Source organism: Pseudoalteromonas sp. UCD-33C (assembly GCF_001306895.1).
GTDB lineage: Bacteria > Pseudomonadota > Gammaproteobacteria > Enterobacterales > Alteromonadaceae > Pseudoalteromonas.
On record NZ_LJTB01000010.1, the window covers coordinates 39190 to 57365 of the forward strand.

An 18176-nucleotide genomic window follows, 5' to 3' on the forward strand; every position below is an offset into this window, starting at 1 on the left:
GTAATTGACTGAAATTACTCGGCAAGATTTTTGTTCTGTACCGAGTTCGTTAAGTTTTGATTAACTATTAGTCGACTACTCTGTTTAAACTGATTGAGCTGGTTTGACTTAGCTACAATTTTAATTGTGAAAATGGGAAGGAAACAATGAAATTAAAATCACTTACTATTGCTTTAGCACTTGCTGCAACTAGTGCTTCAAGCTTCGCTGCCGAAAAGCAAGGTTTCTACATCGGCGCATTTGGCGACTACTATGATAATTCTTGGGAAAATGTCCGCGACTACACTCCAGGTGGCCTTGATGTTGATGACTCTACAGGTTGGGGTTTAGAGCTAGGTTACCGTTTTAGTGATTACTGGAGCGCTCGTTTAGAATACGCTGACATGGACTTCGATTGGAAAGCTGATCTAAATGACGGTACTTCTGTTAGCGGTACTGAAAGTGGCAAACGTTACGGTATTGACGCTTTATATCACTTAGGTGGTGGTCCATTCTACGGTATTTTCGGCCTTAAAAATCTTGATGCGGTTGACGAAGATCTAATGTTCGCAAACGTAGGTGCTGGTTACCAACACTACTTCACAGATAACTTCGCGTTTAACGCTGAAACATCTTTATACCAAGGTCTTGACCGTGGTTACACAGATGTTGGCGCTAAATTAGGCCTAAGCTATATCTTTGGTGCGCAAAGCTCAGCTTCTGAGCCAGTTGAACCTGCTCCAACAGTTGTTCCTGTTGCGGTTGAGCCAGTTGATAGCGATGGCGATAACATCCCTGATGCTGATGACCAATGTGCAAACACGCCAATGACTGACGCTGTTGATGGTACTGGCTGTACATTATATGAAGATCGTGAAGTAACTAAGAGCTTACTAATCACGTTCCCTAACAACACGTCTAAAGTATCTCAACAATACTTAGATGATATTGACCGCGCTGCTAAGTTCTTAAAAGAGCACCCAGGTACTGACGTAGTACTTGAAGGTCACACTTCATCAGTAGGTAAAGCTGACTACAACAAGTGGTTATCTAAGAAACGTGCTGATGCTGTTGCTAAGAAACTAATCGAAGACGGTATTGATCCAATGCGTCTTACTACTGTTGGTTTAGGTGAAGAGCGCCTTAAAAACCCAGCAAATACGCCAGAAGCTCACGCTGAAAACCGTCGTGTTGAAGCGAAAGTAACTGTAATTGAGCGTGTAAAAGTAGAGCGTTAATCTAACTCTTTACGCAAATTTGAAAACCCAGCCTAGTGCTGGGTTTTTTCATTTCTAAAGTAGATAGGAATGATTCTTAATAAATATTCATTTGAATAGAGTTTTTTTCTAGTACTATTCATGCTATTTATAGTGAATATTAAACTCCTTACTTACAGCATGGATTTTCATCTATACTTAAAAGCTTTATAATTAACCGTCAGAATACTATAAGTACTGGGTCTTAATTGGTATTTAGCTTAATACTACCGAGTACTTTCACGTCACCAAGAGGGCAATATTGTGCTACAAGAATATCGTAAACACGTAGAAGAACGTGCCGCGTTAGGTATCGTACCAGCGCCATTAGATGCTCAGCAAACGGCTGATCTTATTGAATTAATCAAAAACCCACCGGCAGGCGAAGAAGAGTTTATCGTTGATCTTCTAGTTAACCGCGTACCACCGGGTGTTGATGATGCTGCTTACATCAAAGCAGGTTTCTTAGCTGCAGTTGCAAAAGGTGAAGCGAGCTCTCCACTTGTATCAAAAGAAAAAGCAGCTGAGCTACTTGGTACTATGCTAGGTGGTTACAACATCGCACCTATGATTGATCTTCTAGATGACGAAGCGTTAGCGCCGATCGTTGTTAAAGGTTTATCAAACACATTATTAATGTTCGATGCTTTCTATGATGTAGAAGAAAAAGCGAAAGCAGGTAACGAGTTTGCTAAGCAAGTAATCGAATCGTGGGCAAATGCAGAATGGTTTGTAAACAAGCCTGCAGTTGCTGAAAAAATCTCAGTTACCGTATTCAAAGTAACTGGCGAAACAAATACAGATGACCTTTCTCCTGCACCAGATGCATGGTCTCGCCCTGATATTCCACTACACGCTTTAGCAATGCTGAAGAACGAACGTGATGGTATCAATCCTGAAAAACCAGGTGAAGTTGGTCCAATCTCACAACTAGAAGAGCTTAAAACGAAAGGTTTACCTCTTGCATACGTTGGTGATGTAGTTGGTACGGGTTCTTCTCGTAAATCTGCAACTAACTCTGTACTTTGGTTCATGGGTGATGATATTCCTCACGTACCAAACAAACGCGTTGGTGGTGTATGTTTAGGTGGTAAAATCGCTCCTATCTTCTTCAACACAATGGAAGACTCTGGTGCATTACCAATCGAACTACCTGTTGATGAGCTAAACATGGGTGACCAAATCGATATCTTCCCATACGAAGGTGTTGTTAAGCGTCACGGTACTGATGAAGTAATCTCTACTTTCTCTCTTAAATCAGACGTAATTCTTGATGAAGTGCGTGCTGGTGGTCGTATTCCACTAATCATCGGTCGTGGTTTAACTGATAAAGCGCGTGCATCACTAGGTATGGAAGCTGAAGATATCTTCCGCAAGCCTGCTCTTGTAACTGATTCTGGTAAAGGTTTCACATTAGCTCAGAAGATGGTTGGTAAAGCATGTAACATGCCTGGCGTACGTCCTGGCCAATACTGTGAGCCGAAAATGACAACTGTTGGTTCGCAAGATACAACAGGTCCTATGACGCGTGACGAACTTAAAGATCTAGCATGTTTAGGCTTCTCTGCAGATTTAACAATGCAGTCTTTCTGTCATACATCAGCTTATCCTAAGCCAATCGACGTAAACACTCACCACACACTTCCTGATTTCATCATGAACCGTGGCGGTGTATCACTTCGTCCAGGTGACGGTGTAATCCACTCATGGTTAAACCGTATGTTATTACCAGATACAGTAGGTACTGGTGGTGACTCTCATACTCGTTTCCCTCTAGGTATTTCATTCCCAGCGGGTTCAGGTGCGGTAGCATTCGCAGCAGCAACTGGTGTAATGCCTCTTGATATGCCTGAGTCAATCTTAGTACGTTTCAAAGGTGAAATGCAGCCAGGTATCACACTACGTGACCTAGTTCATGCTATCCCTTACTACGGTATTAAAGAAGGTCTTCTTACTGTTGAGAAGAAAGGTAAAATCAACGAATTCTCTGGTCGCGTACTAGAAATCGAAGGTGTTGAGCACTTAACTGTTGAGCAAGCTTTCGAACTTTCTGATGCATCAGCTGAGCGTTCAGCGGCAGGTTGTACTGTTAAGCTTTCTAAAGAGTCTATTGCTGAATACCTAGAGTCAAACATCGTAATGCTTAAGTGGATGATCTCTGAAGGTTACGGTGATGTTCGTACTATTGAGCGTCGTATCAATGCAATGCAAGAGTGGTTAGCTAACCCTGAACTTATGGAAGCTGATGCTGATGCAGAGTACAAGCATGTAATCGAAATCGATCTTGCAGACATCAAAGAGCCAATCCTTTGTGCTCCAAATGACCCAGATGATGCACGTCTTCTTTCTGACGTAACAGGCGAGAAAATCGATGAAGTATTCATCGGTTCTTGTATGACTAACATCGGTCACTTCCGTGCTGCAGGTAAACTACTAGATGGTTTCAGTGGTCGTATCCCAACTCAACTTTGGGTTGCACCACCAACGAAGATGGATAAAGACCAGCTTACTGATGAAGGTTACTACGGTATCTTTGGTCGCGTAGGTGCACGTATCGAAACTCCAGGGTGTTCACTATGTATGGGTAACCAAGCACGTGTTGCTGATAAAGCAACTGTTGTTTCTACCTCTACGCGTAACTTCCCTAACCGTCTAGGTACTGGCGCTAACGTATTCTTAGCATCAGCAGAGCTTGCAGCAGTAGCGGCAATCTTAGGTAAATTACCTACACCTGCTGAGTACCAAGAGTATGCAGATAAGATCAATGCAACTGCAGCTGATACTTATCGTTACCTGAACTTCCACCGTATGCCTCAATACACTAAAAAGGCAGACCAAGTGATCGTTCAGCAAGCTGTATAATTAGTAATAATTAAATTTATTAGTATAAAAGCCCGCACCTAGCGGGCTTTTTTATTAAGTTTTTGTTCAGTTTGGTTTGTAAAATTAATACATTTGTCTACACTGATTATTGTTAAAAGTTAATAGTTGTAACTTTGTGTTTAATATTGTAACCAAGGAAGGCGGGCATCATTTCTTGGCTGCATAGATTTTGCAAATCAAGGAATTGAACAATGAAAGCACTTCTTCTTTTACTCCCCCTTAGTGGTTCGGCTCTTGCTGTTAACCCCTCTTTTAGTGAAGTTCGACTCGGTTTTGAAACGATTAGCTATAGTGAAACTCTTAATGATGTAGCAGGGTTTGGCAAGTTGAGCCAGTCAATTGATGTGACCAATCCCGCAATACGACAGATATCATACACAGGGATCGATGATGATTGGGGATTCTATATTGAAAGTGCTGCAACAATTTCTACTGAAATTGAAACTGAAACTTGGCATTTGGCAGAGTTTGGCGATATTCAAGAAAATGCATTTAAAACAAAAGCGAATGAGATCGGTTTTAAAGGTGCTTATAATTTTTCAAAAGCCATACAGTTTACTTTAGGCACTAAGTTTTTTACTTCTAGTTTTACACGCTCAAATTTTGCTTTTGTGCAACCAGGTGCGGCGGCATTTGATGAGGCACTGATTGCTATCTCAGATGATCCAGATAACCCCGCTCGTTTTACCTTACCGGGTATGAATAACGCGAACAATGTGGGCGACCAACAAGATTATAACTCCCAGCTACGCCCCGTGGTCTCTGTGTCAGAAGATCAAATGGGTATATTGCTTACTTTAGGTGCCCGTTACGATAGTCGTTTAAAAGACAGTTTTAATAAGTACAGCTGGTATGCAGAAGCTGAATTGAGTACACCCATGTACTCTGAAATTCAAAATACTCAATTTGAAACAACTACATTAACCGACAGTTTTAATGGCTGGGGTGTGTTAGGACGAGTTGGGCTACGTTATCAAATAATGTCACATATTGCGTTAATGGGCGGTATTGATGCGCAATACAAATCTCGCGATATAGTGACTAAGAATCTTGAAAATGGTCAACGTCTGCGCGTACCTGAAGTCGAATATAGTAATGTGTCTTTTGCAGTTGGTTTGCAGTGGAGCTATTAATGAACAAGTTCGCCATAATTAGCTCATTACTTTTATTCTCTTTATCAGGATGTAAAACCATTAACTCGGTTCAGCAAGATTTAGGTTCTCTTGCGAGTAGTATTACAGGTGAAGAACAGGCGACCCCCGAACAAATACAGGCAGCCTATGAAAAAGCCCAAAGTGTCTTCCAAGAAGCACTGACAGCTTATAACCAAATAGATACGGATAACTTAGCGCAATTTGATGAGGAGCGTGTAGCTAAGGCTCGTAAAGTATGGGCGGTGCTTGAGCCTGAGTTTAATGAACTGCGTTTAGCTCCTGAACATGCTTTAAAAAGTGCGTCACTATTCTCATCTGATACGGTTGCAGATGAAGTCATGTCTCAAAGTCAGGAGGTCATTTCCTTGGTTACTGAAGCGCAGCTTGCCAAGCAAAGGATCACATCGGTTTTACAGCCAATTAGAGATGAATTCTCCATTTTAGATCAATTGGATGCTGAAACATCTTATGAAAAGCGTTATCGAGAGCTCGATAAGCAACATCAACAATTAAAGGAAATGCTCATTGACGGGCAAGAGCAGCAAGTTGCTGAGTATGTACCTAAGCTATTAGAGCAACTCATTGATTTAGAAAAAGACGCCGTTGTACAGTTTTATTTCTCTCAGTATATCGAAAAAATTTATGGGCTAGCTAACTCAAAAAAAGTCGATATATTTCCGACAGTTTATCAGGACGTTCGAAAACAATTAGAGCAAGGTGAAACATTTAGTAAAGCTAACTATCGTGAGTACGAGCAAATTAAACAACAAGCTGCTTTATTGTCATTACAAATCGATCGTATTAATAGTCTCTATGCTGAGTACTTAGCCCAAAAATCGGCTATTGATAAAGACACTGTTGAAGCGCACATGCTGAGTCTAGAAAGTGAAATTTATGCATTGACCATGGCTGCTGGTTTGGGTGATCTGAGAGGCCTCTCTTTTCAGGAGCAGCTTCAACAAGTAAGAAAAGCAATTAATTGAGTAAACCAAGAGCCACAGTTCGCTGTGGCTTTTTATCAACGTTAAGGGATTTAGCGTTTACATGGCTAAGAATTTCCCTGCTATAAGTGAATATAATGGAGTATGTATGTTAATTCATAAGCGGCTGTTGGCTGCAGTTATTGGTACCTTATTTTTAGTTGGGTGTGGTGGAGGTAGTGACTCTGAAACTAAACCAGATCCTGTAGACCCCGTTAATCAAAGTCCAACAGTTACTATTAGTGCCGAATCAGAAGGTGCAGAGCAGACTTCTTTTAAATTAAGTGCCGCTGCCACAGATAGTGACGGTAGCATTGCCTCTTACAGTTGGACATCTGATGCTAGTTTTGACTTTGTACAAAGTGATGGATTAACGAGTGCTGAAGCTACTTTTCAAACACCCGATATAGACGCTGATACAACGGTTAATTTCACTGTCACTGTAACCGATAACGATGGGGCAACAGCTTCAGCAAAGCATAGTGTTATATTTAAACGAAATGTATCAACAGTGACAATTACCGGGATAGTAACGGATCAACCAATTGCTAATGCAGAGTTAGAGATTAATGTCGGTAGTGACGTCTTTTCGACCAATGCAGATCAAACCGGTCGCTATACGATAGAGCTTGTTGTGGACGAATCTGCAAGTGATAAGCTTGTACTGGTTAAAGCAAAAGGTCTTGATAGCACCAACCCTGGGGTTGTTTTTGTTTCACAGCTAAGCTCAATTCAAGCGTTATTGGAACAGGCTGGTGAGGATAATACGCTTGATAGTGAAGACAACTTTGGCGTCAACATCACGAATGTAACGACCGCAGAATATGCGCTTTTAACACGTAATAATGAAGAACCTCAATCAGTCGAAGAGCTAAACGCAGCACTGCTAAATGTTGATGCTGACGAAAAGATCTTATTGGCAACTCTCATCAAAATCATCGTGGATAATGCAGATTATGCTCTCCCTGAAGGCGTCGAAAGCACACTCGATCTTGTCAGTGACGAAGATATCGCTAAGAATTTTGAAGATGAAGTAAATGAGAAAGATCCAGATCTCATTGAAGAGACGAAAGAAGAAATTAAAAAAGATGAAAACTTAGTTTCTGATAGCGATGAGCCTATTGTCGGTGATTTTATAGTTAACTCACCTCGTTATTATAACAATGATGCATATCACCTTGTTCTGGCAAGTGACGGTACGGGTGAACTTAATGCAAATACAAGCTCAACACTGACAATGAGTAAAGAATCAGGGGTGTATACATTAGCACTAGCAAATAGTGTAGTGACTTACACTGATGAATATAACGATGGCAATGAATCTTATATTGGGCAAACAAAATTAACAGATATTAGTTTTCAAGTTTTAGCAGAAAATGAGGTTTTCAGAACGATTGAAGTGACTCAAACCACACAAAGAACATTGGACTACCAAAATGGTAGTGAACCCGTTGTGGAACCTTCAATTACTCGAACCTATACAACTAACCTGATTGATAAAGCTAAAACAATAGCACTAAATACTACCGAGTTAACCGAAAACACATGGGTTTTAGACCTAAGAGACAATGATTATGATTCTGCGTCATCTGATGATGAACCTGAAACTTTGCGCTTTTATGCCGATGGTACAGGGGATGTAACGGGTGAGAGCACTGAGGTATTTAGTTGGGAGCTCAATGATACTAAGTTATCTATTAGTTATGATGAAAACGGTGAAACTGGGTTAATTGAGTTTTGGTTTACAAAAGCTCTCTCTGCGGGCTACCAAGTGGTTGCATTAGACACTAGTTTTGATGAGCCAAGTAATACATTAACAGGCTTAATGGTTAAAAAAGCGAATGTAACAACAACCAATGAGGATATTATTGGTCGTTGGCATGGTTTTGTTGGTACGTCTCAATCTTATGATTTGAATATTTATCCTGATGGTAGTGTCGCTATTGGTTTAGGTAATTCAAGTTTCCAAGGTCATATTGAAGATGGCAACTTCTCTAGAAAACGTTTTTATTCAGAAACATATGGTCTTGTTTCAAGTTGTGATGGCTTTGCTGATGACTGTTACCTTGAAAGTGAAATGCAACATGAATTCATTAATATCGTTGGTAGCACCTACTACATAATTAGAACGCTAACTTATTACACTATGGCTGGTGAGGCATATGATGAAGTTAAATCGGTATTCATTTATGAATATAGTAAAGACTTGTCATACTCAGCTTTTACTGAGGAGCTATTAGATGGTGCGATTTCTCTTTACAAAGATGATAGCTCTACAGATGCTATTTACATTCAATACAATGATTTAGGTGAAGTAGAGTATGTTGTCCGTTTTGATGGTGTTGAGCATATAGCAACGTTCAATGATGGCGTATTAAGCTATCAAGTTGATGGCAATACGTGGTTTGTTGAGCTGGTTTTTGCGGATGAAAATGCTGTTACTATTTGCCGATATCAGCAAGGAAGCAGTTGTTCAGCTGATACGCAAATTAGTTACTTACCTAAGCGCCCTAAAGTAACCTTAACTGTGAATCCATCTCAGAACGGTAACCTCTCACCTAGCAGTCAAACTTCGTATTGGTACCAATACGCGTCTTTCGTAATTAGCCCAGATGAAGGGTATGTTGTTGACGAAATTACAGGATGCGAAGGATATATCGAAGGAGCTTATTACCTTGTCTATACCACAGGTGCTGATTGCGAAATTACAGCAACATTTAAACCTGCATTATTAGCCGCTGGCGAGTATATTTTAAATAATAGTGATTTATATAATGCACCAGCCTTGGGCTTATTACTAAATGCAGATAACACTGGCGCTGTAACTCTCAACGGTAGTTCAAATATCAACTGGTATGAAGTTGATGATCACATTGAGTTATCACCTATCGATAGTATTGTCGTGGAAGAATATATCTCTTTCCCTGATGGCATGACAGAGGTTCAATATCGCACGGAGATTAGTTACGCTGAATTAATGCCAATGGCAGAAAAAGGGCTTAATTGGCATTGGCTAACAGTTGAATATAGCTATTATGAGAATGACGTTTTAGTGAATACTAGTACTGAAAGTTCCAATGTTTATGCATTTTCTGATGGCGATGAAATTGCCGTTGTTAGTGATGATGTCGTAGGGCAATGGGCTGTAAGCGCAGAACAAGGAGGTGTGCTATTAAATATGCAGATCAATGCTGATGGAACAGGCTCTTACATAGATATTTTGAGTGATGAGCAAGATACGTTTAGTTGGCAGATCATTGATAGCAATTTAGTACTTAATCACAGCAGTGATAATTCAACAGATACACTCTATTTTACTAAAAACATCAACGTTGGTTACCAATTTTTAGATAAGGGTAATGATAACGAGGGGGACTATGTTGATGCAGGCATGTTTGTTAAACGCAATGAAGTAGCCATTAATGTAAGTAATTTTTCTGGTCGTCATCAGTTCAGAGAGGGTCATGATATTGATTCGCATTGGGCTGAAATCCAAATTTATGACGATGGTGAAATCTTCTTTACCTTTGGAACAAGTTCATATCAAGGAAGCTTTATTAATAACCGCTATATTAGAAGGCTTTATGTAGATACTAGCTCAGGAGGTTGGGAAACAACTGACTTCTGTGATACTAGCTTGGATACATGTTTCCTTTATGGTGAGTTTGTTTACAAGCTAATTGCTATTGATGAAGCCCGATATTTTGTCGAGCGTACTGTAGCGTTCGATGATAATGGCACTGGGGTGCTAGAAAAATTCTCTGCACATCTATATGTACATGATTATGCTAGTTCAACAGCAGTTGATAAATTCTACGACTACAACTTATATAGCTTCACTTTATATGAAAGCGATGGCACAACTTGGTCATTAAGTGAGCAGGATTATAATGAAGATAGTCAGTCTTACGATTACTCACTGACGATTGGAGATCAAAGCATCACGGGTGTTCAATTGGTTGATGGTAAATTGTCATTTATTGAAAATGGCCAAGACACGTTGCTTGAGCTTATCAGTAACAATCGCACCGAACTCGTTTTCTGTAAGTATTTAGCAGGTAATAGTTGTCAGTCACAAGATCAAGTTTCCCTTTCTATGAGCAATTAAACTTGTCGTAAATTGTGCAACCTAAAACAGCCACATTTGTGGCTTTTTTTATTTTTTAGATTAAATATTCTAAAAAATGTGTATAACGATCTTAAAATTATCCAATAAACCTTGCTGGTTTACATAAAAACGCAAATATTCCCTACTAATTGAATTAAAATCCTCGCCAATATTCTCAACGTATTAAGGCGAGATCGAAATGACTACATTAAACAACCAGAACCTTCTACAACTTCGTTTTGTAAGCCAAGCGCACATTGACGCAGTTAAGCCTTCTTTTGCTAACCTACCTGCTAACCCATACGCAGATGGTGAATTTCGTAAGCGTCGTTATTCAGTAATCAAAGTTGTTGATGGTGAATTAAAACTACAACCAACAAAAGCATTCGTGCAAGATGACTCAATCAATACCTTCCAAGGTAATGTTGAGCGTACCTATGAAAATCTAGAAGATAGCTTATTAGCGACTGATGGTATGAAGCAAATCGTGAATCAGTTCCGCGATATGACGGGTATCAGCGATGATCGCGATATTGAAATTCACCAATTCAGAATGCTTGCGATCGACAGTGACACACCCGCTGCGCCTGAAGGTGTTCACCAAGATGGTTTTGATCACGTATGTGTATGTGGTGTATCACACGAAAACCTAGAGGGTGGTGAGCTGCTTGTTTATGAACACCAGCAGGCTGAACCATGTTTCAAAATGGAAATTAAAGACGGCATGTTCGCACTGATTAATGACCGTGAAGTATGGCACAACGCTACACCAATGAATAAATTAGACGCAAGCAAAGAAGGTTACCTTGATTGCTTCGTACTAACTGCGTAAGGGTAAACCATGAACTTAACGCAATTACGTCGCCAGTTCCCTGCACTTATGCAACAAGTTGCTGGTCAGTCACCGATTTTCCTTGATGGTCCAGGTGGCTCGCAAGTACCACAGTCAGTTCTAAGCGCTATGAGTGCATATTTGGGTTACTTCAACTCAAACTTAGGCGGCGCATTTTTCTCAAGTGATAAAACGGTAGAGTTAATGGCAAATGCTCGCCAAGCTGCAGCCGATTTATTAAATGCGCCATCTAAAGAGCAAATCGTGTTTGGTGCAAACATGACAAGCTTAACGTTTAGCTTTAGCCGTGCCATCTCGCGTGATTGGACTGCTGATGATGAAATTATTGTCACCAATGCAGATCACTTCTCAAATGTATCATCTTGGCAGCAAGCTGCTGAAGATAAAGGCGCGACAGTAAAAACTACCCTTATCAACGAAGCTGATTGCAGCCTAGATATGGCACATTTTGAAAGCCTTTTATCTAGCAAAACAAAGCTTGTTGCAGTGACGTATGCATCAAACACCACAGGTTCAATTAATGACATTAAACGCATCGTTGAGCTTGCACATGCTGTTGGTGCGCTAGTGTATGTTGATGCCGTTCATTACGCACCTCATGAGCTTGTAGATGTACAAGCACTTGATTGTGACTTCTTAGCCTGCTCTGCATATAAGTTCTTTGGTCCTCACCTTGGTATTGTCTATGGCAAACGTGAGCATCTTGAAGGTTTCACACCATATAAAGTTGAACCTGCAAAAGATGTTGCGCCAGGTCGCTGGGAAACGGGTACACAAAGCTTTGAAGCGCTAGCTGGCTTAATTGCAGCTGTTGATTACATTGCTGCAATTAGTGAACTTGATGATAGTCATTCACGTCGAGAAAAACTCGCGGCTGCATTTGCTATGACTAAACAACACGAAATGGCATTAAGTAAGCATTTCTTAACGCGTTTAGCAGATTACCCACGTATCAAGTTATTTGGTATTGATGAACTAGAGCGTATAGCTTATCGCACACCGACTTTTGCTTTAACTTTTGAAGGCATCGAGCCACGTGTTGTGTCTGAATTTTTAGGTAAGCAACATATTTGTGTGTGGGATGGTAACTTCTACGCCCAAGGCTTATGTAAGCAGCTAGGTGTATTAGAAACCGGTGGTGTAGTACGCATTGGTTGTATGCATTACAACACAGTTGAAGAGCTTGATAAGGTTTTTGATTTATTTGATCAATTACTAGCAGATTAAAGCTGAGCTTTAATTAAGCTATAAGCAGCCCGAGTGGGCTGCTTATTACCGCTAGGATTGTGGTTGGCCATATATTTGTTCCGCGCGGTTGAATAAGACCCACGAGGTTAAAATATACTTATCATTTGAAATTGGCTTATTACCACGGTGCGTGTGGGTAAAATAGCCCGGTGCTACGACCATAGAACCCTGTTTAGGCGATATTTTTCGTTGTTGATAGTAAAACTCTGTTTCACCACCTTCTTCTACATCATTTAAATAGAACATAAATAACAGCACACGATGCAGAGCTTCGTTGTGGCCAGCTTGCGGGTATACCTCGCTATGCCAATAAGGGTAGCCACCTTTATTGATATCGTATTTCTGTGCTTGAATTGGACCCATGCGGAAAATTTGCTGCACGAGTAATGGCAATTGTGGTTTGCCGACTTCTTCAAAGTTATCTTGTGTTAGGTCAACAGGTTTGCCTGTTTGCGGATGGTAAACCTTTAAACCAAAGGCACCAATCATCATAAAAATATGCTCTTCAAGGTATTTGAAGACGTAACCCGCAGTCGTTTGTTGAATATGCTTTAGTTGCTCAGCGTATTCGGGGTGGTTATTAAGGTATAAATCGCGGCTGTCTTTTTTCGCTAAATCTACTCCGCCTGAGGTAATGCCTTGTTTTAAATGCGGGCTTTGTTCAAATACCGTGATAAAGTTGTCGCAAAATTCTTTGCTGAGGGCGTTTTCGTATACGCGAATAAAGTCCGTCATGAGCTACCTTTAGTTTATATTTTTTATAGGGTTACTATGTTTACTGAAACTATCACACCACGCTTTAGCGAAACAGATGTGCTAGGGCACATCAACAATACCGTACTCCCTGTATGGTTTGAAGCCGCCCGAGCGCCTATTTTCAGGTTTTTTACGCCCGATTTAAACCCTTATGAGTGGAAACTGATCATTGCTAAGGTTGAAGTAAGCTTTGTGGGTGAGTTGTTTTATGGTCACGATGTCACAGTGAAAACCAGTGTTGAGCACATCGGCTCTAGTTCATTTGTACTGCGTCAAGAGGCTTGGCAGCAAGATAACTGCTGTGCCGTTGGTAAAACCGTACTAGTACGTTACGACTTCGCAAATAAATGTTCGCAAAAACTTAATGAGCAAGAAAGGGCTGACCTTACAGCGCATTTAATCGCTGAGTAATACCCCATTTTTTGCCGACATTTATGAACGCTTGGGGTAAAATGCGCCTTCATTATTTTGACTGAGTAATTTTGGGTTACACGCAATGCTGTTAATGATCGACAATTATGATTCGTTTACATACAACCTAGTGCAATATTTTCAGCGCTTAGATCAAGATGTATTAGTTAAACGAAACGATGAGATCAGCATTGCTGAGATTAAACAACTTAACCCAGAGCACATCGTACTATCGCCTGGGCCATGTTCACCAAACGAAGCGGGTATTTCTTTGCAAGTGGTTGAACAACTAAAAGGTCAGTTGCCAATTCTTGGTATTTGCTTAGGTCACCAAACTATTGCTCAGGCTCTAGGTGCTGATGTTATTCGTGCAAAGCAAGTGATGCATGGTAAAACCTCGTTAGTTAAGCATACCAATCAAGGTGTGTTTAACGGTTTGGCAAATCCACTAACGGTATGCCGGTACCATTCTTTAGTGGTGGATAAACAAAGCCTGCCTAGTGACTTCACTATTACTGCATGGACAGAACAAAATTCTGATTTTGATGAAATTATGGGGATCATGCATAATGATTTAGCACTTGAAGGAGTGCAATTTCACCCCGAAGCAATTTTGACCCAACAAGGGCTTGAATTACTTGCTAACTTTTTAACTCGCTTCTAACCTTAGGCTAGTGAATTAACAAATATGACCGACAATACGCCTGTGCAAATGACCGAAGAAAACCGACAACAAAGGACTGCGATGGTGCTTAATGAGCGCGCGCATGATCTTTTGCTTGGTCACAGTTTTGCACAGCGTCAAATTGGCTATATTCACACCCTCGAAATTGATTATGGCGAATCAATGGAACAGCGAACTCTATTAGAAGTAGAAGTTGCTGCTGAGAAAAAACGTCAAAAGAGCAGTACAGCTCACCATAAATACCGTGCACAGGCGAGCAAGCAATTACACCAAGTGATTGAGGCTGCCATGCACAAGCAGCTTGAAGACATTGATTCAGTAATTCATGAAACTATAGGGATTCAAGATAGCGTACCTGCTATTTTAGATATTTTAGCTGTGCGCTCGGCCTCAGTAGGTCGACTAGAGCCGTTAGTTAAAGATTTGAGTTGGTTAGGTCGTGAGCTTGTTGCGTTTGTGAATTTACCTTTCTATCGAAAACAACGTAATAAACACACTTCAGTTCAAGTCGATAACCCACTGTTAGCGCTACGCTACATTGGTTTAGATAATTTAAAGTTTGTCGTGCCAACCTTTGCGGTACGTCATTGGATGCCACACAGTACAGAGCCATTTCCACTACTAAAGCGTCGACTTCGTGATAACTCAATGGCGTGTGCCATTGCTGCTCAAGAACTTGCTAAATTAAATGGTGTAAATGAGGTGCACGCGTTTACCTTAGGTATGCTACTCGACGTGGGTAAGATAGCGCTAGTCCGTATATACCTTCGTATTTTTGAGTTAGTTTGGCAGCGCCAAGTAACTAAAGCCCGTGATGAGCAAAAGAAAGATCTACACACAGCTTTATTAGAGCTAAAACCGGATCCTTTATTTTTAAGCACCTTGCTAAATAAGCAGTCGATGAAGGTAACAGCCACCGTAATTGAGAAAATGGCTTTTAGGTATTTGCCATTTAATGCGGTAATGCAGCAGTTAACTACACCTTTAGCTAAAAACGATGAGTATTTGCCGCTTACCAAGGTGATTTTAAAAGCACGTTGTTACGCTCAGTATTTAAGTTTAAATGAGCATCAACTAGTCGAAAATGACGAAACCGAACGTTGGTTTGCACACTTCGATTTCACTAAAGAAGAGCTTGATCAGCTAGTAAAATGCAATTTTGATCGCTTTCATATTCAAATTAATTAAAAAAATTGTTAATTTTTTTGCGACTATTCATTCATTGTTTATCAATCCGCAGTGACAAATTTTTTCTCTTTAGCCTCTGCTTGGCTCACTAGCCGTAAGCCTTTTTATAGTATTTAGAGTAAAAAATAGCCTTCAAATAGTTATTCACTATCCATGAAAAAATATCTCAAGCCCTTTATTTTCAAGGGCTACATGAAAGTTTTCTAAGAGACAGGACGAAAATTTTCTGGAATAATGGATGAATGAAAATTGAACCAAAGAGTAATTTTGGTGATTTTGCGCTAAGCTCAATCGGCTAAGTAAAATGGCTTAGTTTAGCTTTAGAGCGCCACCTTACTCTGAGTGTGCTTACAATTATGAGGATATAAAATGACAGTCAATCGCGAATTATTTGATCAAGTAATGGTTCCTAACTATGCACCATCAAGTGTTATTCCAGTTCGAGGCGAAGGCTCTCGCGTATGGGACCAAGAAGGTCGCGAATTTATCGATTTTGCTGGTGGTATTGCTGTTAACTGTCTTGGCCATTGTCACCCAGCTCTTGTAAGTGCATTAAAAGAGCAAGGCGAAAAAATTTGGCACTTATCAAATGTAATGACTAATGAGCCAGCGCTTCGCTTAGCTAAAAAGCTAACTGACGCAACGTTCGCTGAAAAAGTATATTTTGCTAACTCTGGTGCAGAAGCTAACGAAGCGGCACTTAAACTTGCACGCCGTTTTGCACTTGATAACTTTGGTGAGCAAAAGTCACAAATTATCTCATTCAACAAAGGTTTCCACGGCCGTACCTTCTTCACAGTAACAGTAGGCGGTCAAGCTGCATACTCTGATGGTTTTGGTCCTAAACCTGGTGATATCGTTCACTGTGACTACAACGATTTAGCTGCATTTGAAGCGCTTATCTCAGACAGCACATGTGCAGTAATGATGGAGCCTCTGCAAGGTGAAGGCGGTATCATTTCTCCAACTGCTGAGTTTGTTGAAGGTGTTCGTGAGTTATGTACTAAGCATAATGCACTACTAATCTTTGATGAAGTACAAACAGGTGTTGGCCGTACGGGTGAGCTTTATGCTTATCAAGGTTTAAATGTAACTCCTGATATCTTAACGACTGCAAAAGCGTTAGGTGGTGGTTTCCCTATCGGTGCAATGATCACCACAACTGATATTGCTAAGCACTTAAAAGTAGGTACTCATGGTTCTACTTACGGTGGTAACCCTCTTGCGTGTGCAGTAGCAGAAGCTGCATTCGACACAGTAAATACTCCTGACGTACTTAACGGTGTTAAAGAAAAGTCAGCGTTATTCCGCGAGTTATTAACTGCGATTAACGAAAAGTACAATGTATTCACTGAAATCCGTGGCGAAGGTCTATTAATTGGTGCTGTAGTAACAGAGCAATTCAAAGGTCGTGCAAAAGAGTTTTTAGTGGCTGGTACAGCAGAAGGCGTTATGTCTTTAGTTGCTGGCGCTGATGTTGTTCGTTTCACTCCGTCACTTGTAATTCCAGAAGCTGATATCCGCGAAGGTATGGCTCGTTTCGAAAAAGCAGTTGCAAAAGTCGTTAACGGCTAAACGAAACTGTCATTTCAGGGCAAGTTAAGCTTGCCCACATTTCTTAATTTACCGTTATTTATAAGGGAGCAAGCGGACTTATGATGATCCTTCGCCCAATCCAGCAAAGCGATTACCAAGCGTTAGTAAAGATTGCTGTTGAGTCAGGCCATGGCTTTACGTCTTTGCCTAATAATGAAGAGTTATTACAAAAGAAAATTGATCATTCTGTCAGCTCATTTGCAAAAGCAGCACAGCAGCCAGGTGATGAAGGTTACTTGTTTGTTCTTGAAGATAGCGAAACGGGTGAAGTTGTAGGGACTTCGGGTATTGAAGCCGCTGTTGGTTTAGATGATGCTTTTTATCATTATCATTTAAGCAAAGTAATTCATTCTTCTCGTACGCTAGACGTGTATAAAGCCGTTGATATTTTAACTCTGTGTAATGATTACACCGGTGCAACTGAGCTATGTACATTATTCTTAAAAGATGGCTACCGTAAAAATAATAACGGTAAATTGCTTTCAAAAGCGCGTTTTATGTTTATTAATCAACATAGAGAACGTTTTGCTGACACCGTCATTGCTGAAATGCGTGGTGTGTCTGACGAAAGCGGCGAAAGCCCATTCTGGCAATGGCTAGAAGAGCACTTTTTCTCAATGGACTTTCCAACGGCAGATTACTTAACGGGTATTGGCCAGAAAGTATTTATTGCTGAGTTAATGCCTAAATACCCAATTTACGTCAACTTACTGAGCAAAGATGCACAAGCTGTGATTGGTCAAGTACATGACAACACACGCCCTGCGATTGAACTATTAAAGAGCGAAGGTTTCACCTTTAATGGTTATGTAGACATTTTTGATGCAGGTCCAACTGTTGAAGCAAAAGTAGATAACATTGCTACAGTCAGAAATGCCCACACAGTTAAAGTTGAAATTGGTGAAAGCCAAGGCGACACCACGGTATTGTTAGCAAATGATAAAATTGCTGATTTTAGAGCAACCGTGACTCAAGTTAGCCTATCATGCGATGCCGATAGCATCGTAATCTCAAGTGAACTAGCAAAAGCACTTCACTTAGAAGCGGGTGATTCAGTATCACTTGCAGAACTATAGAAT

General features: G+C 40.5%; 13 protein-coding genes. 12 read left to right on the top strand and 1 reads right to left on the bottom strand.

The features are described 5' to 3' along the window. The first annotated feature begins 146 nt into the window (after positions 1-146). The 7 genes from AOG26_RS16235 to AOG26_RS16265 all read left to right on the top strand — a co-directional run bounded on the left by AOG26_RS16235 (position 147) and on the right by AOG26_RS16265 (position 12440). Complete coding sequence (locus AOG26_RS16235) at positions 147-1217, top strand: OmpA family protein (RefSeq protein ID WP_054563468.1); 1071 nt, start codon at positions 147-149, stop codon at positions 1215-1217. Positions 1218-1499: 282 nt separating this feature from the next. Further along, positions 1500-4097 (top strand): bifunctional aconitate hydratase 2/2-methylisocitrate dehydratase, encoded by a 2598-nt coding sequence (gene acnB, locus AOG26_RS16240; protein ID WP_054563469.1) that lies wholly within the window; start codon positions 1500-1502, stop codon positions 4095-4097. A gap of 212 nt (positions 4098-4309) precedes the next feature. Next, complete coding sequence (locus AOG26_RS16245) at positions 4310-5251, top strand: hypothetical protein (RefSeq protein ID WP_054563470.1); 942 nt, start codon at positions 4310-4312, stop codon at positions 5249-5251. Next, positions 5251-6255, top strand: a complete 1005-nt coding sequence (locus tag AOG26_RS16250; RefSeq protein ID WP_054563471.1) for a hypothetical protein — start codon at positions 5251-5253, stop codon at positions 6253-6255. The genes AOG26_RS16245 and AOG26_RS16250 overlap by 1 nt, the downstream gene beginning before the upstream one ends. Before the next feature lie 106 nt (positions 6256-6361). Beyond that, a complete protein-coding gene (locus tag AOG26_RS16255) occupies positions 6362-10360 on the top strand; it encodes a PKD domain-containing protein (protein WP_054563472.1) in 3999 nt (1332 codons plus the stop codon). Positions 10361-10559: 199 nt separating this feature from the next. Next, positions 10560-11192 carry a 2OG-Fe dioxygenase family protein gene (locus AOG26_RS16260; RefSeq protein ID WP_054563473.1) on the top strand — a complete coding sequence of 211 codons (633 nt, stop codon included), beginning with the start codon at positions 10560-10562 and terminating at the stop codon, positions 11190-11192. Positions 11193-11201: 9 nt separating this feature from the next. Next, positions 11202-12440 carry a cysteine desulfurase-like protein gene (locus AOG26_RS16265; protein ID WP_054563474.1) on the top strand — a complete coding sequence of 413 codons (1239 nt, stop codon included), beginning with the start codon at positions 11202-11204 and terminating at the stop codon, positions 12438-12440. Between the two features lie 51 nt (positions 12441-12491). Here the strand turns inward: AOG26_RS16265 and AOG26_RS16270 are convergent, their stop codons facing one another. Then, the gene (locus AOG26_RS16270) at positions 12492-13196 is read right to left on the bottom strand and encodes a 2OG-Fe(II) oxygenase (RefSeq protein WP_054563475.1); all 705 of its coding nucleotides are present in this window, start codon (positions 13194-13196) and stop codon (positions 12492-12494) included. A gap of 36 nt (positions 13197-13232) precedes the next feature. On the opposite strand from AOG26_RS16270, the gene AOG26_RS16275 reads away from it, so the two are divergent. From AOG26_RS16275 to astA, 5 genes are all read left to right on the top strand, one after another. Continuing rightward, the gene (locus tag AOG26_RS16275; protein ID WP_054563476.1) at positions 13233-13628 is read left to right on the top strand and encodes an acyl-CoA thioesterase; all 396 of its coding nucleotides are present in this window, start codon (positions 13233-13235) and stop codon (positions 13626-13628) included. An 85-nt stretch (positions 13629-13713) separates the two neighbouring features. Continuing rightward, positions 13714-14292: an anthranilate synthase component II gene (locus AOG26_RS16280; protein WP_054552416.1), complete on the top strand. Its 579-nt coding sequence runs from the start codon at positions 13714-13716 to the stop codon at positions 14290-14292. Positions 14293-14340: 48 nt separating this feature from the next. Continuing rightward, positions 14341-15501, top strand: a complete 1161-nt coding sequence (locus AOG26_RS16285) for an HDOD domain-containing protein (RefSeq protein ID WP_054563503.1) — start codon at positions 14341-14343, stop codon at positions 15499-15501. A 369-nt stretch (positions 15502-15870) separates the two neighbouring features. Continuing rightward, complete coding sequence (locus AOG26_RS16290) at positions 15871-17076, top strand: aspartate aminotransferase family protein (RefSeq protein ID WP_054563477.1); 1206 nt, start codon at positions 15871-15873, stop codon at positions 17074-17076. An 80-nt stretch (positions 17077-17156) separates the two neighbouring features. Continuing rightward, entirely contained in the window at positions 17157-18173 is a 1017-nt protein-coding gene (gene astA / locus AOG26_RS16295; RefSeq protein ID WP_054563478.1) for an arginine N-succinyltransferase, read from the top strand. The last annotated feature ends 3 nt before the right edge of the window (positions 18174-18176 follow it).

Coding starts and splice junctions, on each gene's coding strand:
- AOG26_RS16280 (WP_054552416.1), top strand. CDS start 13,714: ATGCTGTTAATGATCGACAATTATGATTCGTTTACATACAACCTAGTG.
- AOG26_RS16260 (WP_054563473.1), top strand. CDS start 10,560: ATGACTACATTAAACAACCAGAACCTTCTACAACTTCGTTTTGTAAGC.
- AOG26_RS16275 (WP_054563476.1), top strand. CDS start 13,233: ATGTTTACTGAAACTATCACACCACGCTTTAGCGAAACAGATGTGCTA.
- AOG26_RS16245 (WP_054563470.1), top strand. CDS start 4,310: ATGAAAGCACTTCTTCTTTTACTCCCCCTTAGTGGTTCGGCTCTTGCT.
- AOG26_RS16290 (WP_054563477.1), top strand. CDS start 15,871: ATGACAGTCAATCGCGAATTATTTGATCAAGTAATGGTTCCTAACTAT.
- AOG26_RS16255 (WP_054563472.1), top strand. CDS start 6,362: ATGTTAATTCATAAGCGGCTGTTGGCTGCAGTTATTGGTACCTTATTT.
- AOG26_RS16235 (WP_054563468.1), top strand. CDS start 147: ATGAAATTAAAATCACTTACTATTGCTTTAGCACTTGCTGCAACTAGT.
- AOG26_RS16265 (WP_054563474.1), top strand. CDS start 11,202: ATGAACTTAACGCAATTACGTCGCCAGTTCCCTGCACTTATGCAACAA.
- AOG26_RS16270 (WP_054563475.1), bottom strand. CDS start 13,196: ATGACGGACTTTATTCGCGTATACGAAAACGCCCTCAGCAAAGAATTT.
- AOG26_RS16285 (WP_054563503.1), top strand. CDS start 14,341: ATGACCGAAGAAAACCGACAACAAAGGACTGCGATGGTGCTTAATGAG.
- AOG26_RS16250 (WP_054563471.1), top strand. CDS start 5,251: ATGAACAAGTTCGCCATAATTAGCTCATTACTTTTATTCTCTTTATCA.
- astA (WP_054563478.1), top strand. CDS start 17,157: ATGATGATCCTTCGCCCAATCCAGCAAAGCGATTACCAAGCGTTAGTA.